General features: G+C 63.7%; 26 protein-coding genes. 15 read left to right on the top strand and 11 right to left on the bottom strand.

Going from position 1 to position 22,436, the window contains the following annotated elements; genetic code table 11:
• Positions 1-142: 142 nt before the first annotated feature.
• Entirely contained in the window at positions 143-367 is a 225-nt protein-coding gene (locus tag ACEPP2_RS04015; RefSeq protein WP_077546790.1) for a YdcH family protein, read from the bottom strand.
• A gap of 94 nt (positions 368-461) precedes the next feature.
• On the opposite strand from ACEPP2_RS04015, the gene ACEPP2_RS04010 reads away from it, so the two are divergent.
• The gene (locus ACEPP2_RS04010) at positions 462-1,376 is read left to right on the top strand and encodes a LysR substrate-binding domain-containing protein (protein ID WP_395515861.1); all 915 of its coding nucleotides are present in this window, start codon (positions 462-464) and stop codon (positions 1,374-1,376) included.
• Positions 1,377-1,422: 46 nt separating this feature from the next.
• On the opposite strand, the gene ACEPP2_RS04005 is transcribed toward ACEPP2_RS04010, so the two are convergent.
• Positions 1,423-2,262, bottom strand: a complete 840-nt coding sequence (locus tag ACEPP2_RS04005; protein WP_395515860.1) for an alpha/beta fold hydrolase — start codon at positions 2,260-2,262, stop codon at positions 1,423-1,425.
• Between the two features lie 244 nt (positions 2,263-2,506).
• On the opposite strand from ACEPP2_RS04005, the gene ACEPP2_RS04000 reads away from it, so the two are divergent.
• From ACEPP2_RS04000 to ACEPP2_RS03990, 3 genes are all read left to right on the top strand, one after another.
• Positions 2,507-2,947, top strand: coding sequence for a MarR family winged helix-turn-helix transcriptional regulator (locus ACEPP2_RS04000; RefSeq protein ID WP_395515859.1), 441 nt, complete (start codon positions 2,507-2,509; stop codon positions 2,945-2,947).
• Positions 2,948-3,221: 274 nt separating this feature from the next.
• Entirely contained in the window at positions 3,222-4,328 is a 1,107-nt protein-coding gene (locus ACEPP2_RS03995) for a branched-chain amino acid ABC transporter substrate-binding protein (RefSeq protein ID WP_395515858.1), read from the top strand.
• Positions 4,329-4,435: 107 nt separating this feature from the next.
• Complete coding sequence (locus ACEPP2_RS03990; RefSeq protein ID WP_152339733.1) at positions 4,436-4,825, top strand: cupin domain-containing protein; 390 nt, start codon at positions 4,436-4,438, stop codon at positions 4,823-4,825.
• A gap of 11 nt (positions 4,826-4,836) precedes the next feature.
• Here the strand turns inward: ACEPP2_RS03990 and ACEPP2_RS03985 are convergent, their stop codons facing one another.
• Both ACEPP2_RS03985 and ACEPP2_RS03980 read right to left on the bottom strand, forming a co-directional pair.
• On the bottom strand, positions 4,837-5,514 hold the full coding sequence (locus ACEPP2_RS03985) for an SDR family oxidoreductase (protein WP_395515857.1): 678 nt from the start codon (positions 5,512-5,514) through the stop codon (positions 4,837-4,839).
• Between the two features lie 57 nt (positions 5,515-5,571).
• The gene (locus ACEPP2_RS03980) at positions 5,572-5,817 is read right to left on the bottom strand and encodes a DUF982 domain-containing protein (protein ID WP_142588107.1); all 246 of its coding nucleotides are present in this window, start codon (positions 5,815-5,817) and stop codon (positions 5,572-5,574) included.
• Between the two features lie 126 nt (positions 5,818-5,943).
• Here ACEPP2_RS03980 and ade point away from each other — a divergent pair, with 126 nt between their 5' ends.
• Positions 5,944-7,638: an adenine deaminase gene (gene ade, locus ACEPP2_RS03975; protein ID WP_395515856.1), complete on the top strand. Its 1,695-nt coding sequence runs from the start codon at positions 5,944-5,946 to the stop codon at positions 7,636-7,638.
• A gap of 53 nt (positions 7,639-7,691) precedes the next feature.
• On the opposite strand, the gene ACEPP2_RS03970 is transcribed toward ade, so the two are convergent.
• Together ACEPP2_RS03970 and ACEPP2_RS03965 are read right to left on the bottom strand one after the other, a co-directional pair.
• Positions 7,692-8,039 (bottom strand): Atu4866 domain-containing protein, encoded by a 348-nt coding sequence (locus ACEPP2_RS03970; RefSeq protein ID WP_077546796.1) that lies wholly within the window; start codon positions 8,037-8,039, stop codon positions 7,692-7,694.
• Complete coding sequence (locus ACEPP2_RS03965; protein WP_156157141.1) at positions 8,032-8,169, bottom strand: hypothetical protein; 138 nt, start codon at positions 8,167-8,169, stop codon at positions 8,032-8,034. Before ACEPP2_RS03965 ends, ACEPP2_RS03970 begins: the two co-directional genes overlap by 8 nt.
• Positions 8,170-8,360: 191 nt before the next feature.
• Between ACEPP2_RS03965 and ACEPP2_RS03960 the strand changes: the two genes are divergently transcribed.
• From ACEPP2_RS03960 to ACEPP2_RS03940, 5 genes are all read left to right on the top strand, one after another.
• Positions 8,361-9,287, top strand: coding sequence for an AraC family transcriptional regulator (locus ACEPP2_RS03960; RefSeq protein ID WP_395515855.1), 927 nt, complete (start codon positions 8,361-8,363; stop codon positions 9,285-9,287).
• A gap of 75 nt (positions 9,288-9,362) precedes the next feature.
• Entirely contained in the window at positions 9,363-9,770 is a 408-nt protein-coding gene (locus ACEPP2_RS03955; protein ID WP_077546797.1) for an ArsR/SmtB family transcription factor, read from the top strand.
• On the top strand, positions 9,767-10,300 hold the full coding sequence (locus tag ACEPP2_RS03950) for an SRPBCC family protein (protein ID WP_077546798.1): 534 nt from the start codon (positions 9,767-9,769) through the stop codon (positions 10,298-10,300). Before ACEPP2_RS03955 ends, ACEPP2_RS03950 begins: the two co-directional genes overlap by 4 nt.
• Before the next feature lie 66 nt (positions 10,301-10,366).
• The gene (locus ACEPP2_RS03945; protein ID WP_395515854.1) at positions 10,367-10,783 is read left to right on the top strand and encodes a GFA family protein; all 417 of its coding nucleotides are present in this window, start codon (positions 10,367-10,369) and stop codon (positions 10,781-10,783) included.
• Between the two features lie 133 nt (positions 10,784-10,916).
• Complete coding sequence (locus ACEPP2_RS03940) at positions 10,917-11,951, top strand: patatin-like phospholipase family protein (RefSeq protein ID WP_395515853.1); 1,035 nt, start codon at positions 10,917-10,919, stop codon at positions 11,949-11,951.
• 448 nt (positions 11,952-12,399) lie between these two features.
• Here the strand turns inward: ACEPP2_RS03940 and ACEPP2_RS03935 are convergent, their stop codons facing one another.
• Positions 12,400-13,644 (bottom strand): glycosyltransferase, encoded by a 1,245-nt coding sequence (locus ACEPP2_RS03935; protein ID WP_395515852.1) that lies wholly within the window; start codon positions 13,642-13,644, stop codon positions 12,400-12,402.
• Positions 13,645-13,745: 101 nt separating this feature from the next.
• On the opposite strand from ACEPP2_RS03935, the gene ACEPP2_RS03930 reads away from it, so the two are divergent.
• Together ACEPP2_RS03930 and ACEPP2_RS03925 are read left to right on the top strand one after the other, a co-directional pair.
• Positions 13,746-14,189: a hypothetical protein gene (locus ACEPP2_RS03930; protein WP_395515851.1), complete on the top strand. Its 444-nt coding sequence runs from the start codon at positions 13,746-13,748 to the stop codon at positions 14,187-14,189.
• Positions 14,190-14,457: 268 nt separating this feature from the next.
• The gene (locus ACEPP2_RS03925; RefSeq protein ID WP_395515850.1) at positions 14,458-14,604 is read left to right on the top strand and encodes a hypothetical protein; all 147 of its coding nucleotides are present in this window, start codon (positions 14,458-14,460) and stop codon (positions 14,602-14,604) included.
• Here the strand turns inward: ACEPP2_RS03925 and bglA are convergent.
• Positions 14,601-16,247 carry a beta-galactosidase BglA gene (bglA, locus tag ACEPP2_RS03920; RefSeq protein ID WP_395516162.1) on the bottom strand — a complete coding sequence of 549 codons (1,647 nt, stop codon included), beginning with the start codon at positions 16,245-16,247 and terminating at the stop codon, positions 14,601-14,603. The two genes, ACEPP2_RS03925 and bglA, sit on opposite strands and share 4 nt — an antisense overlap.
• 160 nt (positions 16,248-16,407) lie before the next feature.
• Between bglA and ACEPP2_RS03915 the strand changes: the two genes are divergently transcribed.
• Positions 16,408-17,319 carry a sugar kinase gene (locus ACEPP2_RS03915; RefSeq protein WP_395515849.1) on the top strand — a complete coding sequence of 304 codons (912 nt, stop codon included), beginning with the start codon at positions 16,408-16,410 and terminating at the stop codon, positions 17,317-17,319.
• 99 nt (positions 17,320-17,418) lie between these two features.
• Positions 17,419-18,468: a glycosyltransferase family 4 protein gene (locus tag ACEPP2_RS03910; protein ID WP_142588114.1), complete on the top strand. Its 1,050-nt coding sequence runs from the start codon at positions 17,419-17,421 to the stop codon at positions 18,466-18,468.
• A gap of 13 nt (positions 18,469-18,481) precedes the next feature.
• Here ACEPP2_RS03910 and der read toward each other — a convergent pair whose 3' ends face one another.
• The 3 genes from der to ACEPP2_RS03895 all read right to left on the bottom strand — a co-directional run bounded on the left by der (position 18,482) and on the right by ACEPP2_RS03895 (position 21,301).
• Positions 18,482-19,912, bottom strand: a complete 1,431-nt coding sequence (gene der / locus ACEPP2_RS03905) for a ribosome biogenesis GTPase Der (protein ID WP_395515848.1) — start codon at positions 19,910-19,912, stop codon at positions 18,482-18,484.
• Between the two features lie 34 nt (positions 19,913-19,946).
• A complete protein-coding gene (locus ACEPP2_RS03900; protein ID WP_395515847.1) occupies positions 19,947-20,618 on the bottom strand; it encodes a tetratricopeptide repeat protein in 672 nt (223 codons plus the stop codon).
• A 98-nt stretch (positions 20,619-20,716) separates the two neighbouring features.
• On the bottom strand, positions 20,717-21,301 hold the full coding sequence (locus ACEPP2_RS03895; RefSeq protein WP_395515846.1) for an NnrU family protein: 585 nt from the start codon (positions 21,299-21,301) through the stop codon (positions 20,717-20,719).
• Positions 21,302-21,429: 128 nt separating this feature from the next.
• Here ACEPP2_RS03895 and ACEPP2_RS03890 point away from each other — a divergent pair, with 128 nt between their 5' ends.
• On the top strand, positions 21,430-22,416 hold the full coding sequence (locus ACEPP2_RS03890; RefSeq protein ID WP_395515845.1) for a polysaccharide deacetylase family protein: 987 nt from the start codon (positions 21,430-21,432) through the stop codon (positions 22,414-22,416).
• The last annotated feature ends 20 nt before the right edge of the window (positions 22,417-22,436 follow it).

Genomic DNA, 22,436 nt, shown 5'->3' with positions numbered 1-22,436 from the left:
GGCTGGATATTGTTCGAAGTGAGTGCGGAAAACCGGCAGCTGTCGCCGGATCCGTCGAGAGGAAGTCTGCAGTCGCTTACCGCGCAGAAAGACCGCCAGCCGGGGCGGATACCGGCTGGCGGTCGGTCACGGCGGGACGCGGTCAGGACGTGAGGGTGCGGCGCTTCGGTCGCAGACGGTTCGTCACCGGTGCCGTGGTTTCTCCGATCAGTCGTTCGAGCGAGGCGATCTGGTCGCGCAGCTGAAGCTTGATCGTCTTCAGCGACTTCAACCGGATGGGATCAGGCTTCGGCCTACGCTGTTCCTCCATCACGCGCGTCTCCATGATCGCGTGCCTGGCTTTGAGCGCTCTCAACAGTCGGTTCATGTCGATCTCCTTTCTTACGCGGTCAGGATGCTCGATAGGCCATCATTAATCAAATTGATTGATGGTATCGAATCGATAGTCTATAACTATCGACATGCCTTATCGTCCGACGATCCGTCAGCTGGAATACCTCGTGACCCTCGGCGAGACCGGCCACTTCGGCGAGGCCGCAAAGCGCTGCCATGTCTCGCAGCCGACGCTGTCGGTACAGATCGCGCTCCTTGAACAGCGGCTGGGCTGCGCCCTCATTGATCGGACGCCGGGGCTGATCGCCCCGACGCCCGCAGGCGCCGACATCATCGCCTCCGCCCGTACGGTGCTCAACACGCTGGACGGCATGGTGGCCATGGCTTCCGCCAATCGGGATTCGCTGGGCGGGCTGATCCGGCTCGGCGCCGTTCCAACCTTTGGACCCTATTTCCTGCCCCACCTGTTGCCGCGGCTTCGCCAGGAATACCCCCAGCTCAAGCTCCACATCCGGGAGGAGCGCCCGCTCATGCTGGAGGAACAGGTCCTGAACGGCAGCATCGATTGCGGGCTGGGGCCTGTGCCCGACGAAGACATGTTCGAGTTCGCGGAGATCTTTGAAGAGCGTATATTTCTCGGCGTTCCACGCGGACACTGGCTGGGCGGCCGGGAAACGGTAGACCTTGCCTCGCTGGCGCACGAGCCACTCCTCACTCTCGGCCGCGGCCATCGCCTCCTGGATACCGTCCGCGATCTCGCCCGCGCCTCGGGCGCTCATCTGGTCGAGGACTACGAAGGCACCAGCCTCGACGCGCTCCGGCAGATGGTGTCGATCGACATGGGCCTCTCGCTCTTTCCGGAACTCTATGTCCGGTCCGAGTTCCAGGGCGAGCAGAACGTGCATCTGCTTCGTGTCGATGGCTGGCCCGGCTCCCGCACCATCGGCTTCTTCTGGCGCCGGGGCAGCGTGCGGAACGAGCACTACCGCCGGCTGGCCGTTCTTGGCAAAGCCGCAGCCGCCAATCTTTTGGCGCAAACCTGAAACAAGAAGGCGGCCGAAGCCGCCTTCTTGCGCATCAACCTGTCATTCAGCCCTGGAAGAAGGCCAGCAGGTCCGCATTGATGATGTCGGCATGGGTTGTCGCCATGCCATGCGGCAGACCTTCGTACACTTTGAGCGTCCCGTTCTTCAGGAGCTTGACTGCCAGGTGCGCCGAGTTCTCGATCGGCACGATCTGGTCGTCATCGCCATGCATGACGAGGACCGGCACCTCGATTGCCTTCAGATCCTCGGTGAAGTCGGTTTCCGAGAAGGCCTTGATGCAATCATAATGGGCCTTCGCACCACCCATCATGCCTTGGCGCCACCAGTTGCGGATCGCACCTTCCGACACCTCTGCCCCCTCCCGATTAAAGCCGAAGAAGGGCCCGGTCGGGATGTCGAGGAAGAATTGCGCCCGGTTGGCGAGCAGTGCCTCACGGAACCCATCGAAGACTTCCATGGGCAGGCCGCCCGGATAGGCTTCCGTCTTCACCATGATCGGCGGAACCGCACCCACCAGCACGGCCTTGGCAACCCGGCCGTTGCCGCCGTAGCGAGCAACATAGCGCGCCACCTCGCCGCCTCCGGTCGAATGCCCGACGTGTAGCGCGTTCCTGAGGTCGAGATGAGAGACCAGCGCCGCAACGTCTGCAGCATAGGTGTCCATCTCGTTGCCGGTGTCGGTCTGGCTGGAACGGCCGTGTCCACGGCGGTCGTGAGCAATGACGCGGTAGCCCTTGCCGAGGAAGAACAGCATCTGCGCATCCCAGTCATCCGAGCTCAGCGGCCAGCCATGATGGAAGACGACCGGCTGGGCGTCCTTCGAACCCCAGTCCTTGTAGAAGATCTGCGTACCGTCTTCGGTGGTGATAAAATTGCTGCTCATGTCGCTATCCTTTTAAATTTGTTTGGGCTGTTGGAAGACCCGGTGTGATCGCCCCGAAACCCTGATTTCAATGCATTCGGCTGGCCAGAACCGTCAGCCGATAAACCATCGCAACATTCTTTATCGCGATAACTAATCTCTAGAGCAGCCATCTCCCCCTGTCCAGCATTTTCTTTATCGCGATATGCATTTCTGTGTTACAAGGCGAGCGCTCCCCGGAAAACAAGGGGAAGAGAAGGATGAAATGGAAGATACAGCCAACTACCCGCTGAGCGAACAGCTCTGCTTTTCACTCTATTCGGCCCACATCGCCGTCAACCGGCTCTACAAGCCGATGCTGGATTCGATGGGGATCACCTATCCGCAATACCTCGTCTTGAGCACACTCATCGAGGAGGATGGACTGACGATCGGGGCAATCGCCGAGCGCTTGTCGCTGGAGTCGAGCACGATCACGCCACCCGTAAAGCGTCTCGAGGCGACAGGCCTCGTCTTGCGAAGGCGAGGCAAGACCGATGAACGCCAGGTGCATGTCGTGTTGACGCAGGCCGGACGAAAGCTGATCGCCGAAGCTCGATGCCTGGGAGAGACCCTGCTGAGCCGGTCAGGAATGACCGCAGAAGAGTTCTCCGCCTTCAATGGCCAGATCCGGACCCTCCTCAAGGCACTTTCTGCCGACAGATAGAACGCGCGAAGCCAGTACGGCGTAGCGGCGACAGAATTCGCGCCCTCGCTCAAATCTTCGGCATCCTCTTGAGGTCTGCGACTACATTTTCGGCAATATCCTTGCGAAGCCTCCGGGGACGCTCTACGACTTTGTGAGGTCCGCGCCGCAGCCAAACATGGCGCGCCGGATTGAAGCCTGCACCGGCCGCGCGTCTTGGCACGACCTCTCCCGGTCGACGCGCTGCGGACGAGGTGCGGATTGACGGGTCTTCGACCCTAGAAGGAGAACCAAGATGAACCGGAAACTATTCGCCGGCGCGACCATGCTCGCCTCGCTGGCTTTCGCCCCCCTCGCCCATGCCGAAATCGTCATCGGGCTCATCGCACCGCTGACCGGCCCGGTCGCCGCCTATGGCGAGCAGGTCAAGAACGGCGCCGAAGTAGCCGTAGAAGAGATCAACAAGGCCGGCGGCATCAACGGCGAGCAGGTCACGCTGAAGATCGCCGACGACGCCGGCGAGCCGAAGCAGGGCGTCTCCGCCGCCAATCAGCTTGTCGGCGAAGGCGTGCGCTTCGTGGTCGGCCCCGTCACCTCGGGTGTCGCCATCCCGGCATCCGACGTCCTCGCCGAAAACGGCATCCTCATGGTCACGCCCACCGCGACCGCACCGGACCTGACCGCCCGCGGCCTCACCAACGTGCTGCGCACCTGCGGTCGCGACGACCAGCAGGCTGAGGTGGCGGCAAACTATGTTCTGGAAAACCACAAGGACAAGAAGATCGCCATCATCAACGACAAGGGTCAGTACGGCAAGGGCCTCGCCGACTCCTTCAAGGCGACCCTCAATGCAGGCGGCGTGACGGAAGTCTTCAACGATGCCCTCACCCCAGGCGACAAGGATTTCAGCGCACTGACCACCCGCATGAAGTCGGATGGCGTTGAGCTCATCTATTTCGGCGGCTACCACCCGGAAGCCGGTCTGCTCGCGCGCCAGCTCGCCGATGCCGGCGTTGATGCGGTGATCATCGGCGGCGACGGCCTGTCGAACAGCGAATACTGGAACATTGCGACCGAGGAGGCCGCGGGCACCGTTTTCACCAACGCTACAGACGCCACCAAGAACCCCGATTCCAAGGCCGCTGCCGATGCTCTCGCCGCCAAGAACATCCCGGCCGAGGCCTTCACGCTGAATGCCTATGCGGCCGTCGAGGTCATCAAGGCCGGCATCGAGAAGGCGGGCAGCGCCGAGGACACCGAGGCGGTTGCGGCAGCACTCAAGGACGGACAGCCGATCAAGACGGCCATCGGCGAAGTCACCTATGGCGAAACCGGCGACCTCACCTCGCAGAGCTTCTCGCTCTTCAAGTGGGAAGACGGCAAGATCGTCGCCGTCGAGTAACGACAAGCCATCTGCACAACGAAAAGCGGCCGGAGACGGCCGCTTTTTTGTTGGCGGGCGGGCTGGTCGCTGCCATCTTGCTACCGTCACAGCGGGGGAGAGTTTCGATGGCGCGAAGAGATTTTGATCCTGAGACCGTGAAGCCGGACGGACGCGTCGCGGCAAAGGGCGCCGTCTTCGACGCCGGGGCGGATGGTCCCTGGCGCGGCTTTCTCGCCGGAGAGGTGATCGGTGGAGAGATAACCGTGCTCGCCTATGGAAACGACACACCGGGGGAAGGTCCGCGGCTGCATGTCCATCCCTACGACGAAACCTTTGTCGTCGTCGAAGGCAGGGCAAGGTTCTTCGTCGGTGACGAGGTCATCGAGGCCGGCGCGGGAGAAGCCGTCCTCGGGCCCGCCGGCGTTCCGCACCGCTTCGAGAATATCGGGCAGGGTCGGCTGCAGACAATCGACATCCACCATTCGCCGCGCTGGATTCAGACGGACCTTGATTGACCTCTCAGGCTTTACTCCGCGTAGATCATCTTCCGCGTCATGCCGCCGTCGAGAACCAGCACCTGGCCAGTCATGAAACCAGCGGAAGCGAGATAGAGCACCGCATCCGCCACATCCTGCGGCCGTCCGACACGCCCGGCGGGATGCTGCTCGTGGTCAACCGGCCGCAGTTCGTCGTCATCTGAAATCCAGCCCGGCGCGATCGCGTTGACGCGGATCTTCGGCCCGAGGCTGACGGCGAGTGCATGGGTCAGCGCCACCAGTCCGCCCTTCGACGCCGCGTAGGCTTCCGTCTGCGGTTCCGACATGAAGGCGCGGGTGGATGCCATGTTTACGATCGATGCACCCTCGCCCATCAGTGGCACGGCCGAGCGCGTCATCAGGAAGGCGCCGGTCAGGTGGCTGTCGATCACCTTTCGCCAGTCCTCCAGCGACAAGTCCGAGATTGGCCCGTTGCCCGGCCCGGAGATCCCCGAATTGTTGACCAGCAGGTCGAGACTGTCCCAGCCGAGTTCCTCGAAGGCACCGGCGACTGACGTCTCGTCACCGACATCGCAGTGGATCTGGCGCGTTCCCTCCGGCCCCTGCTCCAGGTCGAAGGATGCCACCTCAAAGCCGGCTTTCCGGAGTGTTGCGCATAAACCTGTGCCGATCAGCCCGGCACCACCTGTCACGATCGCTCTTTTCATCTGGCGTGACATAGGAACCGCCGACCTGATGTCGAGCGTCGCGTGTGCCGCCGCCGTCTACGCCCGGATCAGGATTCCCGCCTCTTCCGCCGCGGCCACGAAGGCCGCCCGTGCATCCTCCGCCTTGCGCTTGCCTTCGATCACGCAGGTGCAGGCATGAAGGGCCCTGTCGAGTGCCGGCCCTTCGTCCAGCGGCCAATCCTCGATCATGGCCCAGGAGGCCGCCTGCACGCTATCGATGGCTGTCTCCACCCGCGGCTCGCCGATCGAGATCAGCACGGGATTTTTCCAGGACTTGCTCATCCGCAGATCCTTAGTCGATCCGCCATGCCGCATCCAGTGGTTTTGGCTCGCAAGCGCCGCCGCGGCACTTCCCCCGACGCCCTGCAGCCCCTAGAACCCTCAAGAAGAACAATGCGGAGAACCGAAATGAGCCAGCGCCTCGAAAAGCTGATCGACCAGGGCACCGGCCGCCAGCCGGCCGACATCGTCCTGAAGAACGGCCGCTTCTTCGACCTCGTCACCGGCGAACTCGTGGAATCCGATATCGCCATCTGCGGCGAGCGCCTCGTCGGCACCTGCGGCGACTATGCCGGCAAAACCGAGATCGACATCTCCGGCCGCATCGTCGTCCCCGGCTTCATCGATACGCACCTTCACATCGAAAGCTCGCTGGTCACGCCGCACGAGTTCGACCGCTGCGTCCTTCCTTACGGCGTCACGACCGCCATCTGCGATCCGCACGAGATCGCCAATGTGCTCGGCGAGGAAGGCATCCGCTTCTTCCTGGATTCCGCTGAACAAACGATCATGGACATCCGCGTCCAGCTCTCCTCCTGCGTCCCGGCCACACATCTGGAAACCGCCGGCGCAGACCTGCCGATCGAGAAGCTTCTGCCCTTCCGCAACCATCCAAAGGTGATTGGGCTTGCCGAGTTCATGAACTTCCCCGGCGTCATCCACAAGGACCCCGGGTGCCTCGCCAAGCTCGACGCCTTCTGGGACGACCATATCGACGGCCATGCGCCGCTCCTGCGCGGCAATGACCTGAACGGCTATCTCGCCGCCGGCATCCGAACCGATCACGAGTGTACGACAGCCGAAGAGGCGCTCGAAAAGATTCGCAAGGGCATGCATATCCTCGTCCGCGAGGGCTCCGTCTCCAAGGATCTGCACGCGCTGATGCCGATCCTGACCGAGCGCCTGTCGCCGTTCCTTGCGCTCTGCACCGACGACCGCAATCCGCTCGACATCGCCGAGCAGGGCCATCTCGACTACATGATCCGCACAGCCGTCGCGAACGGCGTTGACCCCATCGCCGTCTACCGCGCCGCCTCCATCTCCGCCGCCCGCGCCTTTGGCCTGCGCGATCGCGGCCTCGTCGCCCCCGGCTGGCGGGCCGACCTCGTCGTGCTCGACAGCCTCGAGAACTGCAAGGCGGAGATGGTCTTCGCCGCCGGCCGCCGCGTAACCGACGATCTCTTCGCCACCCGCAGGCCCGTCGCCCCGGTCGGTCTCGACAGCGTCAAGGCGCGTCCCGTCCAGGCCATGCACTTCGGCGTGCCCGTGAGCGAGGGCGAGGTGCCCGTGATCGGCGTCATGCCGGGCAAGATCATTACCGAGCACCGCCGCTACCGCCTGCCCGCCTCCGGCAACCAGACCAGCGTCGATCTCGACCGCGACATCATCAAGGTTGCCGTCATTGAGCGCCACGGCAGGAACGGCAACCACGCCAACGGCTTCGTCCAGGGGTTCGGGCTGAAGAAGGGTGCCATCGCCTCCACCGTCGGCCACGACAGCCACAACATCTGCATCGTCGGCGTCTCGGAGGACGACATGGCGCTCGCCGCCAATCGCCTCGGCGAGATTAAGGGCGGCTTCGTCGTGGTCGAAGACGGAAAGGTCACGGGCGAAATCGCTCTTCCCGTCGCAGGCCTGATGAGCCTCGAACCGTATGAAGTGGTCCGCGATACGCTGCATGATTTGCGCAAGGCCGCCTATGCGCTCGGCACCACGCTGGAAGAACCCTTCCTCCAGGTCGCCTTCCTGCCATTGCCCGTCATCCCGCACCTGAAAATCTCGGACAAGGGCATGGTCGATGTGGACCGGTTCGAACTGATCTGACGAAAAAGGCCGGCGCATCGGCCGGCCTTCCCTTCGTCCTGATTGGTGCGTGATTACGCCCGCATCAGTCGCACGCCGGCGTGATACAGCACGTCGTTGCGGAACTCGCCGTCGGCGATGAAGCCGCTGTCATCCTTGTAGTCGATGTGATCGCCGGTCACGCGGTACTCGCCGTGATAGACCCTTTCGCGGAAGCCGCGGGATTCGAAATAGCGGCCGTTCGGCAGCAGTTCGTAGCGGATGTAGTCGTCCTGGCTGACCCACAGGCCGACATAGGGGTGCTTGCTCATGGTGATCTCCTGGTTCCTGTCGGCGGCGAATGCCGTCACGCCGGCAATGAAGACGAAGGCCGCGGCAAAGGCGGCCATGGCGAGGTGGTGGCGAAGACCACACTCAGCCATTCATGTATTTCCGTCTGACAGAGTGCTGCTGGCGCCGCGAAAGCGCCTGGCCGATCAGCCGCAAAAGGCGGCCGCCGAGGCCGGCAAGCCAGCGGAATGGGGTTTCGAGTAGACGCTGGAAATTGTCCATCACCATCTCCATTTCTGTCCGGGTTGGCTCGTTCGGACGAGGCGGAATATGGAGCATCTACGGCAACAGGCGGTAGACAAAAGCTCCGAAGTGATTGCACGATTCTCCGAAACGGTAATTTTCCGCTTCCTTCGCGCCTGGACCGAACGTATTGATTATCGCAGAAAAGCGCCCCAAATCCGGAGATTTCCATGCTCCCTACGCCGACCCATATGCCGCAGCTGGACGAGCTTTCCGCTATCATTGCACAAAACACCAGCGACGATGGCGTGCTCGAGACGAGCATCCCGCGCCTCTCCCTCATTCGCTTCTCCCGGCAGACGGAGCCGTGCCAGACACTGCAGCATCCGGCGCTCTGCATCGTCGTGCAGGGTTCCAAGCAGGTGATGCTGGCGGACGAAATCTATGTCTACGGCCCCGCAAAGCATCTCGTCGTCTCCGTTGACCTGCCCGTGACCGGCCAGATCATCGAGGCGACCCCGGAAAAGCCATATCTCTGCATGCGTCTCGATCTCGATCTGCCGGCGCTCGGCGAGATGTTCATGGAGATTACCCCCGCGACGGGGGAGCCGGCGGGCGGCTGCAGCAAGGGCGTCTGCCTTGCCGATAGCTCGCCGCAATTCCTCGACTCCGCGCTGCGGCTCCTGCGTCTTCTGGCGAGCCCCGAGGATATCGCCTACCTCGCTCCGCTGGCCGAACGGGAACTGATGTACCGCCTCCTGCGCGGGCCGCAGGCCCACAAGGTGCGCCGCATGCTGATGCCGGACAGCCGCCTGCAGCAGGTGACCCGGGCGATCACCTGGATCCGCCAGAACTACGCCGCCCCCTTCTCCATCGAGCAGGTCGCGGCGGAAGCCCGCATGAGCCCTTCCTCGCTGCACCAGCATTTCCGCGACGTCACGGCCATGAGCCCGCTGCAGTACCAGAAGCAGCTTCGCCTGCAGGAGGCCCGCCGCCTGATCCTGACGAGCGCGGTCGATGCCGCCACGGCGGCCCAGCGCGTCGGCTATGACAGCCCCTCGCAGTTCAGCCGCGAATACCGCCGCCTCTTCGGCGCCCCTCCCATCCAGGACGTCGCGCGGTTGAGGCAGGAGCCGGAGCGGTTCGCCGAGGCCTGACCTCCAGGCTATCTGTAGAGACAAAATTCAACCAGACGGTTGACAGTCACTCTTGCAACGCGCATATTCAACCACATGGTTGAATTATTAGATACGCGGATCGATTCCGTATTCCACGCCCTGAGCGACGCCACGCGCCGCAGGATGCTTCGCGAACTTTCATCGGGAGCGCGAACCGTTGGCCAGTTGGCGGAACCACACGAGATGTCGCTTGCAGCGGCCTCCAAGCACATCAAGGTGCTGGAAGGTGCCGGCCTGATCCGCCGGGAGATCAACGGCCGGACGCATATCTGCAGGCTTGAGCCCGGGCCGCTCGCCACTGCCCATGAATGGCTTGCCTTCTACGAACGGTTCTGGACCGACAGGCTCGACATCCTTGAGGGTCTCCTGCGCACGCAGGATGCCGATGCGTCGAAGGCCCCGGCCCCGCCGACATCAGCGGCCCCCTCCACGGAAGAGACAGAAACGGGAGAACATCAATGAACGACATGAGCCCCATGAACGGTTATGGCAAGGTTACCGGCCCCATGACCCTGACAATCCAGCGAAAGCTCCCCGGTCCCGCCGAACGGATCTGGGCCTATCTGACGGACAGCGACCTGCGCAGACAGTGGCTCGCCTCGGGGATCATGCCCCAGGAGGTGGGCCGACCCTTCGACCTCACTTGGCGGAACGACGAGCTGAGCGACAGCTCTGATGAGAGGCCGGATGGCTTCGGCGCCGAACACACGATGCGGAGCGAGATCATTGCCTTCGATCCGCCCCATCGTCTGGCCTTTTCCTGGCCACCGGGTGGAGAAGTCTCTTTCGAGCTTCAGCCGGCAGGCAAGGAGATCCTTCTGACCATCACACACCGCCGCATTTCCGATCGCTCGAACATGGTCATGGTCGGCGCTGGCTGGCACCTGCATCTCGATGTCCTGACCGCCCGCCTCAGCGATACGACGCCGGAATCCTTCTGGGCGGGCTGGAACCGCCTCAGGCAGGAATACGAGCAACGCATCCCAGCCTGAGATCCGCTCCGGCTTCCGCGCGGGGGTAGCCCCGCCGGAAGCCGGAACACGTGAGGAGAAAATGCCATGAACATCCCCTACACCGGCGGCTGCGCCTGCGGTGCTGTCCGTTACAATGTATCGGGCGAACCGGTTGCCATGGTCGATTGTCAGTGCCGGCAGTGCCAGCGCGAGAGCGGAACCGGCCACCAGTCGCACATGGTCTTCGTGGCGGCGGAGGTGGAAATCCATGGCGCCACCTCTGCCTGGGAGATGACCGGTGACGGAGGCACCCTCAAGCGCCCGGCCTTCTGCCCGACCTGTGGCTCTCCCGTCTTCATGACCTTCCCGTCCACGCCCGATATCTTCATCCTCCGCCCCGCAAGCCTGGATCAGCCGGAGCACTACAAGCCGACACTGGTCACCTGGACCGAAGCGGCCCAGGCATGGGACCATGTCGACCCCACCGCCGCCAGCTTCCCGCGCATGCCGCCGGCAGGGTAAGGTGCCATGACATAAGTTTGGTAGGAATGAAGGGGCCGGTCAGCAACTCCCGAAGGAACTTCCCTAGCGATCCCGCCTTTACGCATGATCCATCCTTGGCCAATACGGCCACACAGGGAGCTTGCGTGCATTCATGAGCGAACAAGAGCGGGACATCTGGCTGTGCCTGTCCGGCGGCAATGCGCTAGGGGCCTATCATGCCGGCGCCTATCAGGCGCTTGAGGCGGCAGGTATCGGCCCTTCCCGCGTCGCGGGCGCGTCCGTCGGCGCTGTCGTCGCCGCCCTGATTGCCGGCAATGCTCCGGAAGATCGTCTGGACCGCCTGCGCCGGTTTTGGGAAAGGGCGTCCGCGCAGGATGGCCTTCTCCCTTTCATGGCCTCCGCGCTTCCGCACTCGCAGGAGAAATGGCTGTCGCTGTCGCGAACCCTCGCGGGCGGCCGCCCCGGGCTGTTCCACCCCACGCTCGCGGGGTTGTCGGCGCTCCTTCCCGGCGTCCCGTCGCCACCATTCCTCTTCGACACCTCGCCGCTGCGCCGGACACTCACGGAACTTATCGATTTCGGCCGACTGAATGCGGGACCCGTCCGGCTGTTGGTCACGGCAGTGGACATCGAGACCGGAGAGGACGTGACCTTCGACAGTCATGCCGGCGGCATTACGGTGGAGCACATCATGGCAAGCACGGCCTTCCCGATCGCCTTTCCGCCGGTGAGGATCGAGGGGAGGGTCTATGTCGATCCCGGCGTCTCGGCAAACCTGCCGATCGCGCCGCTGTTTAGGGAGGAAGTTAAAGACGACGTGCTGTGCCTGGCGATCGATCTGGTCCCCGCCACGGGCAAGGTCCCGCAGTTCATGGACGAGGCCATCGGCCGTACTCAGGACCTCGTCTTTGCGAGCCAGAGCCGGCACGCGCTGCGCCGGCTTCAGGACAGCGCCCCGTCTCCTGCCAGCGGCAAGACGGCGATCCTCCATGTCTCCTATTCGAGCGACGGACAGGAGATCGGCGGAAAGTTCTTCGAGTTCTCGAGGGGCTCGATCGACCACCGCTGGTCTGCCGGGCAGCGGGACATCGGCGCCGCCCTCTTGGCTGCAAGCATACTCCCATTGACACAAGGCCGTACAATCTACCGCATGACCGGCGACGAGCTAATCGCAATCGACCCGTAACGCGGGTTCCTTGCCACCGTTCGCAGGAACGGACCGGAAGATTGTGACGCCGCGCGAGACCAACACGGCCACCGACCGAGATAAGAAGCCATCAGGCTACAAAGGGTCGCACTTCGTTGATCTTGTATCTCGGGTGTCGATGATTAAGTCGATGATATGCTTGATCTACTAAACCAGCAGCTGCTGAAGGCAGATGCCTCCGCCCGGAGGCCGCAGGGCTTGTCCTAGAGAGCAAGGGTTGGTGCTCGACTGAAATTTGACAGTGCGACGGCGCGACGACTTGCCATACTGGAAAACGAGGGCGGCTGAGGCTGGAACTGGAGCGGTTGGCCGAGGCAAATGCCGCCCAATGATGGGATCACGTTGATCCGGCATTGACCGAATTCCCCGCATGCCGCCGGCGGGATGAGTTAGACCGGGTCAAAAGCCGGCCGCCAGCGGCGCCTTTTCAACCGAAGCCCGCCAGCCTCTGCTCCACGAAGTGAACCGCAACGGCGACGCCTTCTTCCTCCCGGATCGCGGTGCCGAGATCGGCGGCGCGGCGTCGCATCTCCGGGTCATCCATCGCCCGAAAAGCCGTGGCAAGGTCTTCCGCCGTCATCTTCCGCTTGTCGAGCGCCTCCGGGCCCACCCCCAGCTCGGCAACCCGACGCGCCCAGAACGGCTGGTCACCAATGAAGGGGCAGAGTGCAGTCGGCTTGCCGGCACGAAGCGCGGCACCCGTCGTCCCAGCCCCGCCATGGTGGAACGTCGCTTGGACGTGTGGAAGCAGCCTGTCATGGGGTGCGCTGGCAATGACATGCACGTCATTGCGAGCGTGAGCATTGCCCAGCGCGCCGCCCGCTGTCGCGAGCAGCCCGCGCTTGCCGGCGCGGCGTAGGCCATCGACCACCAGCTCGGTCAATCGTGTGGGATCCGTGCCAGGCATGCTCCCGAAGCCGACATAGATGGGCGGCTCGCCTACCGCGAGGAACGCTGCTAGATCCGGGTCAGGCCGCCAATCCGGGCTGTCGAGAAACCAGTAGCCGGTCACCGCCACCTCCGCCCCCCAGTCCCGCGGCTTCGGCACAACATGAGGGCTGTAGGCGTAGAGCGTTCCCAACAGCTCGGGAGGCTTGCTCCTTGAATCCAGCCCCAGCACCTCGCGACGCCACGCACGAACAGTGCCTGGGAAAAGCATCTTGCTGCCATGGATCATCAGGGCATGGCTTGCCCGGTTGAGCGGCCCAAGCGAGGCAAACGGCAGCATCGGTGTCGGGAACTGCGAGGTCGGCGTGAACCCCGGCAGCGGCGAGGCCAGGAAAAGCGGGACGCCGAGCTTACCCGCAATGTGAGGTGCTCCCAGAGCCTTGGGATGATGAATGATGGCATCCGGGGCAAACTCCCGGGCCGCCGCCCATTCCGCATCGAGCAGGCTCCGCGCCAGGTGACGGTAATGCTTGAGCAGCTTGAAGCCGGCGCCGAAGCCAGCCCCGGAGCGGCCGATCATCGCCTTTGCCTCGGGCGACTCGAGGATCGCCAGGAACTCCGCCGGCAGCGGCGCGAATGCGAGACCTCGTGCACTCGCCATGTGCTCGAATTGCGCCGGCGCCACAATCAGCGCCTCGTCGCCACGCGCCTGGAGCCCAAGTGCCAGGGCGAGATACGGCTGGACATCACCGCGCGTTCCAAGCGTGTGAATTGAGATACGCATGCGTGGCGCTTAAACTCTCGTCAATACGCAGTCTCCGGTCGCTCTGCCCGCTACCACTTAAGGCCCTTCGCGAAATCTATTCTAGCCTCGCATGATCGATCGTGCAGGAAGACGCCTTCCATGAAACGCTGTTTGCGGATCGACCAATGGGCACGCTTGATGGAGCTTCCATTCTGGATCAACAGACCGAGATGAGGAAGAACCCCGCCCTTGCGGAGGGAGAAGAAGCCCAACTTTGCAATCGTGATTTCCTGGTCTCGCGGATTTGGGCCATAGATGCACCACGGGGAACCGTCGGCAAGGACTTCGGCGCCAGCAAGAATTCGAGAGGTTTGACCGGCGCCAGCAAGCGAAATCATAGCCAAGACGAAGAAGGCTACCGCAAGTGGGATGAAGCGAGGCTTCCGTGCGCGAAACGCCATCCACATGCCAGCAGCCAAGGCCGCGATCGCTATCCCGAGGTCCAAGAAGACTCCGCCCCCTGTCAAACCAAGGAAATAGGCAAGCTGGATGGTCAGCAGGAGCCCCCCGACGGCACCGGCTAAAACTAGCAGAAGCCGGTCTATCCCCCGCATGCCCCTCCCGATCAGAAACTCTTTCCTGAGCTTATCGCGGTAGGCAGCCACAACAAGCCGAATCGTCAGGAGAATCGTGGCGACCCCTACGACGAGAACGGCAAGAACCAGACCCAGAGCATCCGCAAACCGCCCGTCCGACCAATGGAGCGGCTGCTTCACCAACTGGTAGGCGAGGAACATCAGAGCTGAAAACGCAACCGTCCTCCACAGAAGAACCAACGGGAGGAATGGGGCGATGATCGCCGATCCGAAGAAGGCGAAAAACGAGATGGAAGCGAGGGCATTGATCATCGATCAAGCCTTCCCGCCTGGATCGGAAGCGCTGCTCATCGAATCGGCCGGCACTTGCGGCGGTATCTTTTCAACACTTCAGCCCTCTTAGATCCTCCCGCAGAAGGCATCCAGCGCGGAAAGCTTGACCACTCCGCCGTCCACCTCCGGCGCAAATCCCGGCATGGGGATCGGCAGGCAGTTGCGCATCGGCGCCGGCAGGGGGAAATCCTGCGCTTCGCGGGTCAGGTTGAAGACGAAAAGCAGCCGCTCGCCGTCCTTTTCACGGATGAAGGCGAGAAGGTCGAGGTTGTGCGTGTCGACGAAGGTCATCTCGCCATCGAGGAGCGGTGGATGCGCCTTTCGGAACGCCAGCGTCTGCCGGTAATGCTGAAGCACGGAATCCTGATCCAACTCCTGCACGTCCACGGACGCAGCCGCGTGCTCCGGCGGTACCGGCAGCCAGGAACGGCCGGCCTCGGTGAAGCCCGCATGGTGCTTCTGCACCTCCCAGGGCATGGGTGTGCGGCAGCCGTCGCGCCCCTTGAAGGCCGGCCAGAAGCGGATGCCATAGGGGTCGGTCAGGTCCTCGAAAGCAAGCTCCGCCTCCGTCAGCCCCAGTTCCTCGCCCTGGTAGAGGCAGATCGAGCCGCGCAGTGCGGCCAGCACGCTGATCGAGAGCTTCGCCACCTGCTCGCGCTCCGCCGGCGTCTGGGCAAACCGCGTCACGTGACGCACCACGTCATGGTTGGAGAAGGCCCAGCACACCCAGCCGTTCACCACCGTATCCTGGAAGGTCGAGACGACGCGGCGGATGAAGCGGGCGGAGAACGCCGGCCCCAGCAGGTCGAAGGTATAGCACATGTGCAGCTTGTCGTTGCCGCTCGTGTAGATCGCCAGCGTCGTCAGCGAGCGCGGTCCGTCACCCACCTCCCCCACCGTCGTACGGTTGGGATAGCTGTCCATCAGCGCCCTCAGCCGCTTCAGGAAGTCGATGTTCTCCGGCTGGCTCTTGTCGTGCAGGTGGTTCTGCATCGAATAGGGATTGGTGTCCGATTCCAGCCCCGCCGTTTCCGCATCGTAGATGATCGGCGGGTTGTCGCGCAGATGCTTGTCGTGAAAGTAATAGTTCACCGTGTCGAGACGGAAGCCGTCGACGCCGCGGTCGAGCCAGAAGCGGACGGCATCCAGCACCGCCTGCTGCACCTGCGGATTGTGGAAGTTGAGGTCCGGCTGCGAGGTCAGGAAGTTGTGCATGTAATATTGCTTGCGCACGCCGTCCCATTCCCAGCCCGGACCGCCGAAGATCGACAGCCAGTTGTTGGGCGCCGTACCATCCGGCTTGGGATCGGCCCAGACATACCAGTCGGCCTTGCCGTTGGTGCGGCTGGCGCGGCTCTCCACGAACCACGGATGCTTGTCGGAGGTGTGGCTGATCACCTGGTCGATGATCACCTTGAGCCCGAGGCGATGCGCCTCCGCCATCATCTCGTCGAAGTCGGCCAGCGTGCCGAACATCGGGTCGACGTCGCAATAGTTCGAGACGTCATAGCCCATGTCCGCCATTGGGGAGGTGAAGAAGGGCGACAGCCAGATCGCATCGACGCCGAGCGAGGCGATATGGGGCAGCCTCTGGGTGATGCCCTTCAGGTCGCCGATCCCGTCGCCGTTGGTGTCCTGGAAGGAGCGCGGATAGACTTGGTAGATCACGGCGCCGCGCCACCAGTCTGCGTCTTCCACCCTGCTTCTGTCCATTGCCATTCCGACCTCCTGTCTCGTGTCGCGATGGCAACCTAGAGCCATGGCACGAAAAGACAAACCCATTCCGAGCGTACCCTGATGCCGCGCCGCCAGCTTGCCTTGGCCAGAAGTTCAGAATATTGCCAGACCCCACACTGTTGAGGGGGGAGCGCGCGTGGCGGGACGTCTGTTATCCATTGGGGAATGCATGGTCGAGCTGTCGCAGGCGGGCGAAGGCCTGCTGCGCCGAGGATTTGCCGGCGACACGTTCAACACTGCCTGGTATGCCCGCGCCTGCCTGCCGGCGGAGTGGACGGTCGACTACTTCACCGCCCTCGGCGACGACCCGATGTCCTCGGAAATGCTGACCTTCATGAAGGAAGCGGGCATCGGCACCCACGCGATCCGCCGCATCCCCGGCAAGACGCCGGGCCTCTACCTCATCACCCTGAAGAACGGGGAGCGCACCTTCAGTTACTGGCGCGACACCGCCGCCGCCCGCCGGCTTGCCGATGATGCCGATCACCTGCGCAAGTGCATCGAGGCTGCCGATATCGTCTATTTCTCCGGCATCACGATCGGCATCCTGACGCCGGAAGCGAACGACACCCTTCTGGCGGAACTGCGCCGCGCCAAGGCGGCCGGCAAGCGCGTCGCCTTCGACCCCAATATCCGCCCGCGGCTCTGGTCCGACAAGGACACGATGCTGAAGACGATCAGCGACGGCGCCCGCGCCGCGACGCTCGTCCTGCCGAGCTTCGACGACGAAACCACCCATTTCGGCGATTCCTCGGTGGAGGAAACCATCGCCCGCTACCACGGCCTGGGCGTGGAAGGCGTCGTCGTCAAGAACGGCGAACACGGCGCGACGCTGAGCTTCGGCAGCGACCGGGCATACGTGCCTGCCGTCGCAGCTCCTCAGGTGGTCGACACGACGAGCGCCGGCGACAGCTTCAACGGCGGCTTTCTCTCCCGCCTCATATGCGGTGCTTCCCCGCAAGATGCCGCCGCCTATGGTGCTGCCGTCGCCTCCGTGGTCATTGGCCACCACGGCGCGCTGATCAATCCGGCGCTGCTGCCGAGTTGAACCCCGGCTGACATCCGCCTGTAACAATCCCGCCTTTAGCATGCCCGCATCGGCGTCGCTGACTTATTGAGTCGACGCCCGCAGAGCGAGGCTGCCGTCGTGAAGAAGATCACCATCGTCTCCGATGCCTGGTATCCGCAGGTAAACGGTGTCGTCCGCTCTCTCCAGAACACCTGCTGCCACCTCGAGCGGATGGGTCTGGAGGTCACCATGGTTACGCCGGAGACCTTCCACAGCATCCCCTGCCCCACCTATCCGGAGATCCGCCTGTCGGTGGCCACCTATTGGCAGGTCGCGCGCGCCATCGAGGCCTCCACGCCCGATGCGGTCCATATCGCGACGGAGGGCCCGCTCGGCCTGCTCGCACGACGCTGGTGCCTGAAGAACAGGGTCCCGTTCTCGACGAGCTACCACACGCGGTTTCCGGAATATGTGGCGGCCCGCTTCCCCGTGCCGATCCGCTGCGTGCAGGCCTTCGTGCGCTGGTTCCACAATGCCGGCAACGGCTGCATGGTGGCGACAGCCAGCCTGGAGCGCGAGCTTTCGAAACTGGGGCTTCGCAATCTCAGGCGGTGGAGCCGCGGCATAGACCAGGGTGTGTTCTATCCGCGCCCGATGGCTCACCTGCCCTTCGGTCTGCCACGGCCGATCTTCCTGACCGTCGGACGCATCGCTCCGGAGAAGAACCTGCCGGCCTTCCTCGACCTCGACCTGCCGGGCTCCAAGGTCGTCGTGGGTGATGGGCCTGCGCGGGCAGACTTGCAGCAGCGCTATCCGGACGTCCTCTTCACCGGCATCAAGACGGGAACGGAGCTCGCAGAAGCCTATGCGCAGGCGGATGTCTTCGTCTTTCCCTCGCGCACCGACACGTTCGGCAACACCATCCTCGAGGCGCTGGCCTCCGGGGTTCCCGTCGCCGCCTATCCGGTCACCGGTCCGATCGACATCATCGAACCAGAAAGCCGGGCCGGCGTGCTGCGGGAGGATCTGCGCGAAGCCTGCATTGCTGCGCTGGAGTGCTCGAGGGAAGACGCTCGGGCGCTGGCACGGAGGTTCACATGGGAAGCCGCGACGCGCCAGTTCCTGGACAACGTACGACGCGCGGCGATGGCAGGTTCCCCCCGCCGCATTGGCGCCTCCGGTGCCTGAACCTGCCTCTGCGCTAGCGTCGCTTCTTCCTTGATTCGAAAGGATTTTCAGAAGCCTTGAGATGGATGCGGATCGGCACGCCCGGCATCTGGAAATCGGCGCGCAAGCCGTTGGTCAGGTAGCGCAGATAGTGTTCCGGCACCGCATCCGGGCGCGTGCAGGAAATCATGAAGGCCGGCGGTCGCGCCTTCACCTGGGTCATGTATTTGAGCTTCAGCCGGCGCCCGGAAACCGCCGGTGGCGGATGCTGCACCTGCACCCCTTCCAGCCAGCGGTTGAGCTTGGACGTCGATATGCGCTTGTTCCACACCTTGTCGGTGTCGATGATGTTCTGCATCAGCTTGTCGAGCCCGTAGCCGGTCTGCCCGGAGATCGGCACGGCGCGGATGCCGCGCGCCTGCGGCAGGAGCCGCTCAGTCTTCTCGCGCAGGTCCGCCAGCACTTCCTGCGGATGCTCGACGAGATCCCATTTGTTGAAGGCGAGCACGGCGGCGCGGCCTTCGCGCAGCACGAGGTCGACGATCTGCAGGTCCTGCTTCTCGAAGGGGATGGTCGCGTCGAACACAATCACCACCGTTTCGGCAAAGCGGATCGCCCGCAGCGCATCGGCGACTGAGAGCTTTTCCAGCTTCTCCTGCACGCGTGCCTTGCGCCGCATGCCGGCGGTATCGAACATCTTGATCGTGCGGCCGCGCCAGTCCCATTCCACCGAGATGGAATCGCGGGTAATGCCCGCCTCGGGCCCCGTCAGCAGCCGTTCCTCGCCGAGGAATCGGTTGATCAGCGTCGACTTGCCGGCGTTCGGCCGCCCGACGATCGCCACGCGCAGCGGCTTCGTCTCGTCATAGGCCGGCTCGATCTCCTCGTCCTCGTCGCCTTCCACCTCGGAAGCCCGAACGGCGACGTCCGTGACGGCCTCGTCCTCTTCGTCATCGCCGAAGGCGCGCTCCTCGCCGATTGCCTCGACGATCGCGTCACGCAAGTCGATCATGCCTTGCCCGTGTTCGGCCGAGATCGGCACGGGCTCGCCGAGCCCCAGCGTGAAGGCGTCGTAGAAGCCGCCGTCGGAGCCGCGCGCCTCGGACTTGTTGGCGACCAGCACCACCGGCTTGCCGCTGCGGCGCAAGAGTTCGCCGAAGGTCTTGTCGAGCGGCGTCAGGCCCATCTTGGCGTCGACGACGAAGAGCGTCAGGTCGGCTTCCTGGATCGCCATCTCGGTCTGTGCCCGCATACGGCCTTCCAGCGTGTCCGGCCCTGTCTCTTCAAGCCCTGCCGTATCGATGATGGTGAAGCGCAGGTCGACGAGCTTGGCGTCGCCCGGACGGCGGTCGCGCGTCACACCCGGCGTGTCGTCGACCAGCGCGAGCTTCTTGCCGACCAGCCGGTTGAACAGCGTGGACTTGCCGACATTCGGACGTCCGACGATCGCGACGGTGAAGCTCATGCGTCTATTCCTTCAGCCCTTCCCTTTGCGGGACTTAGGGCGCCTTGCCGGATGCGGCGATGTTGTCGAGCATGATCTGCGCGCGGCTTGCGACATTGCGTGGCGCGGTCGCGTCGTCGGCGATCGCCTGGAACCACTCCTTCGCACGCGCCATGTCCTCGGCCTTGTAGGCGGAAAGCCCCAACGCCTCGCGCGCGGAATTGCGGAGCGCGTGATTGCCCCCGGTCAGCACCTCCGCCTCGGCCGAGACTTCTTCATAGGTGCCGGTGTCGATCAGCAGCCAGGCAGCCCTGAGCTTCGCCACGTCGCGCATGGCGTCCGGTGCCGAACTGCGGGCGGAAACGGCCCGGAACGCCGTGACTGCGCCTGCCGTGTCGCCCTTTTCCGCCAGAACGGCCGCCGCCCGCATCTGCGCCAGCACGGGATAATCGCCGGTGCCATCCTGCTCGAGCGCCTGGAAGGCCGCCAGCGCCTCGTCATGCTTGCCTTCGGAAGCAAGGTTTAACGCCGCCAGGAAGCGGTCGCCCGACTGAGATGCATTGTGTTCCTGCCAGTATTCGTAGCCGCGATGGCCCGCCGTGGCGACCACGATGACGACGGCGACGCCGATGGCGATCTTGCCGTAGCGGCTCCAGGCGTTCTTGAACTGGTCGGAACGCAGTTCCTCGTTCACCTCGCGGATAAAGCTGTCGTTGTCTTGCGCCATCAAAGTCTCCGGCCCCGCAGGGCCCATCATCATCGATCATGCGGAAAGGCGCCTTCTAGCGCATTTTCCGCATGATGTAAGGGGTGAAGCAGCGATTCTCAGATCGGCAGCGGCTGGACGCCGATCAGCCAGACATGCAGCCGCCAGATGAACAGCAGGTAGACCACGGTGCCGATCACCACGGCAGCGGCGTCATAGCGCGCCGACACGAAGGGCTTACGCACCAGTTCGCCGTTCCGTTCGCGCCGCTTCAGGGCAATCCTCAGCACCACACCCCAGGCCAGGAAGGCTGCAAACAGGATGACGGAGAAGGTTTCGCCATTGGCGAGCAGATGCGCCAAGGCCCAGATCTTCACCGACAACACCATCGGGTGCTTCGTCTTGGTCGCTATGTGGCCGGGCGGCATCAGGCTCGCGACCAGACAGATCATCGCGACGAGCATCAGCAGCGATGACAGATGCGCGATCCACACCGGTGGCGTGTAGAGGATCCCCGTCACCTGCCGCGCCTGCCCAAAGGCATAGACGACCAGGACGAGCGTCGCGATGCTGGCGAGCGTATAGCCGAGCTTCCATGCCCGCTCACCCTTGGCGGCAATGACCGAGGCCCGCCAGCCGGGCGCGATCACGCGCGTGAGGTGGATGCCGAGGAACAGGATGAGGCTGATGACGAGCAGGAGCATGCGGACGTCCCCGTTGATGTGAATCCCTGCTCTCGAATTACCCGGAAACGCCGCGACCTGCCAGCCTCTCCAAAGCTTCGCCGCATTCGCGCCACACAAGGCAGCCTGCCTTTGTATCCGTGGTGCCCATGCTTTATCGATTTTCCCTCTCCCTCGCCCTCTTCCTCGGCCTTTCCACCCTTTCGATCGCGGAAGAGGCGAATCGGCCGCGCCAGCTCCTGCTTGTCTCCTTCGACGGCGGAGGCGACAATGGGCTCTGGCAGCGCAGCCGCGACTTCGCCCGCAAGACAGATATCCGCTTCACCTATTTCCTCTCCTGCTCGCTGGTCATCGCCCGCGAGGACGCTACCGCCTATAAGGGCCCTCATCACAAGGCAGGACGCTCGAATATCGGCTTTGCGCAAACGCGCGAGGAAGCCCGCACCCGGCTTTCCCATGTCTGGCAGGCTCACCGGGAAGGCCATGAGATCGCCAGCCACACCTGCGGCCATTTCGATGGCGCGGACTGGTCGGTATCCGACTGGAAGAACGAGATGCAGAGCTTTCGCGCCATCCTCTCGGGCGCCTGGGCGGCGAATGACGCGGCGGCGGAGGAACCGGAGGGCTGGAACGGCTTCGTGGCCGGCATCGACGGTTTTCGCGCGCCCTATCTCTCCGCCCCCGACAGCCTGTTCGAGGCCGCGCGCGCCGAAGGCTTCGTCTATGACGCCAGCACGGTGACCAAGGGGCCGCTGATGCCGAAGGAGCGGAAGGGCGTGCTTGCGTTTGGTCTTCCCCTTATTCCGGAAGGACCGAAGAGCCGCCCGATCATCGCCATGGATTATAATCTCTTCATCCGCCACTCGGCCGGCGTCGAGAACCCGAGCCGCTCGGCCGAATTCGAGGAGCGTGCCTATGCCGCCTTCCGCGCTGCCTTCGACCGGCAATATGAAGGCGACCGCATCCCTCTGCAGATCGGCCTCCATTTCGTCGAAATGAACGGCGGCGCCTACTGGCGGGCCATGGAGCGCCTCGTCACCGAGGTCTGCGGCCAACCGGACGTCGGCTGCGTCACCTATCGCGAGGCGATAAAGGAGATGGAGGGTCGCGAGGGCCAAGATGTCTCAGGCCTGTAGCAGCTGACTGGATATGGGCT

The sequence above is a fragment of the Pseudorhizobium flavum genome, assembly GCF_044142885.1.
Taxonomy (GTDB): Bacteria; Pseudomonadota; Alphaproteobacteria; order Rhizobiales; family Rhizobiaceae; genus Neorhizobium; species Neorhizobium flavum.
This window is presented reverse-complemented; position numbering and strand designations above follow the sequence as displayed.

What these genes read in the sequence shown, in the direction of transcription:
- ACEPP2_RS04015 (WP_077546790.1), bottom strand. Translation starts at nt 367, where the DNA reads ATGAACCGACTGTTGAGAGCGCTCAAAGCCAGGCACGCGATCATGGAG.
- ACEPP2_RS04010 (WP_395515861.1), top strand. Translation starts at nt 462, where the DNA reads ATGCCTTATCGTCCGACGATCCGTCAGCTGGAATACCTCGTGACCCTC.
- ACEPP2_RS04005 (WP_395515860.1), bottom strand. Translation starts at nt 2,262, where the DNA reads ATGAGCAGCAATTTTATCACCACCGAAGACGGTACGCAGATCTTCTAC.
- ACEPP2_RS04000 (WP_395515859.1), top strand. Translation starts at nt 2,507, where the DNA reads ATGGAAGATACAGCCAACTACCCGCTGAGCGAACAGCTCTGCTTTTCA.
- ACEPP2_RS03995 (WP_395515858.1), top strand. Translation starts at nt 3,222, where the DNA reads ATGAACCGGAAACTATTCGCCGGCGCGACCATGCTCGCCTCGCTGGCT.
- ACEPP2_RS03990 (WP_152339733.1), top strand. Translation starts at nt 4,436, where the DNA reads ATGGCGCGAAGAGATTTTGATCCTGAGACCGTGAAGCCGGACGGACGC.
- ACEPP2_RS03985 (WP_395515857.1), bottom strand. Translation starts at nt 5,514, where the DNA reads ATGAAAAGAGCGATCGTGACAGGTGGTGCCGGGCTGATCGGCACAGGT.
- ACEPP2_RS03980 (WP_142588107.1), bottom strand. Translation starts at nt 5,817, where the DNA reads ATGAGCAAGTCCTGGAAAAATCCCGTGCTGATCTCGATCGGCGAGCCG.
- ade (WP_395515856.1), top strand. Translation starts at nt 5,944, where the DNA reads ATGAGCCAGCGCCTCGAAAAGCTGATCGACCAGGGCACCGGCCGCCAG.
- ACEPP2_RS03970 (WP_077546796.1), bottom strand. Translation starts at nt 8,039, where the DNA reads ATGGCTGAGTGTGGTCTTCGCCACCACCTCGCCATGGCCGCCTTTGCC.
- ACEPP2_RS03965 (WP_156157141.1), bottom strand. Translation starts at nt 8,169, where the DNA reads ATGGACAATTTCCAGCGTCTACTCGAAACCCCATTCCGCTGGCTTGCC.
- ACEPP2_RS03960 (WP_395515855.1), top strand. Translation starts at nt 8,361, where the DNA reads ATGCTCCCTACGCCGACCCATATGCCGCAGCTGGACGAGCTTTCCGCT.
- ACEPP2_RS03955 (WP_077546797.1), top strand. Translation starts at nt 9,363, where the DNA reads ATGGTTGAATTATTAGATACGCGGATCGATTCCGTATTCCACGCCCTG.
- ACEPP2_RS03950 (WP_077546798.1), top strand. Translation starts at nt 9,767, where the DNA reads ATGAACGACATGAGCCCCATGAACGGTTATGGCAAGGTTACCGGCCCC.
- ACEPP2_RS03945 (WP_395515854.1), top strand. Translation starts at nt 10,367, where the DNA reads ATGAACATCCCCTACACCGGCGGCTGCGCCTGCGGTGCTGTCCGTTAC.
- ACEPP2_RS03940 (WP_395515853.1), top strand. Translation starts at nt 10,917, where the DNA reads ATGAGCGAACAAGAGCGGGACATCTGGCTGTGCCTGTCCGGCGGCAAT.
- ACEPP2_RS03935 (WP_395515852.1), bottom strand. Translation starts at nt 13,644, where the DNA reads ATGCGTATCTCAATTCACACGCTTGGAACGCGCGGTGATGTCCAGCCG.
- ACEPP2_RS03925 (WP_395515850.1), top strand. Translation starts at nt 14,458, where the DNA reads ATGATCGCCGATCCGAAGAAGGCGAAAAACGAGATGGAAGCGAGGGCA.
- bglA (WP_395516162.1), bottom strand. Translation starts at nt 16,247, where the DNA reads ATGGACAGAAGCAGGGTGGAAGACGCAGACTGGTGGCGCGGCGCCGTG.
- der (WP_395515848.1), bottom strand. Translation starts at nt 19,912, where the DNA reads ATGAGCTTCACCGTCGCGATCGTCGGACGTCCGAATGTCGGCAAGTCC.
- ACEPP2_RS03900 (WP_395515847.1), bottom strand. Translation starts at nt 20,618, where the DNA reads ATGGCGCAAGACAACGACAGCTTTATCCGCGAGGTGAACGAGGAACTG.
- ACEPP2_RS03895 (WP_395515846.1), bottom strand. Translation starts at nt 21,301, where the DNA reads ATGCTCCTGCTCGTCATCAGCCTCATCCTGTTCCTCGGCATCCACCTC.
- ACEPP2_RS03890 (WP_395515845.1), top strand. Translation starts at nt 21,430, where the DNA reads ATGCTTTATCGATTTTCCCTCTCCCTCGCCCTCTTCCTCGGCCTTTCC.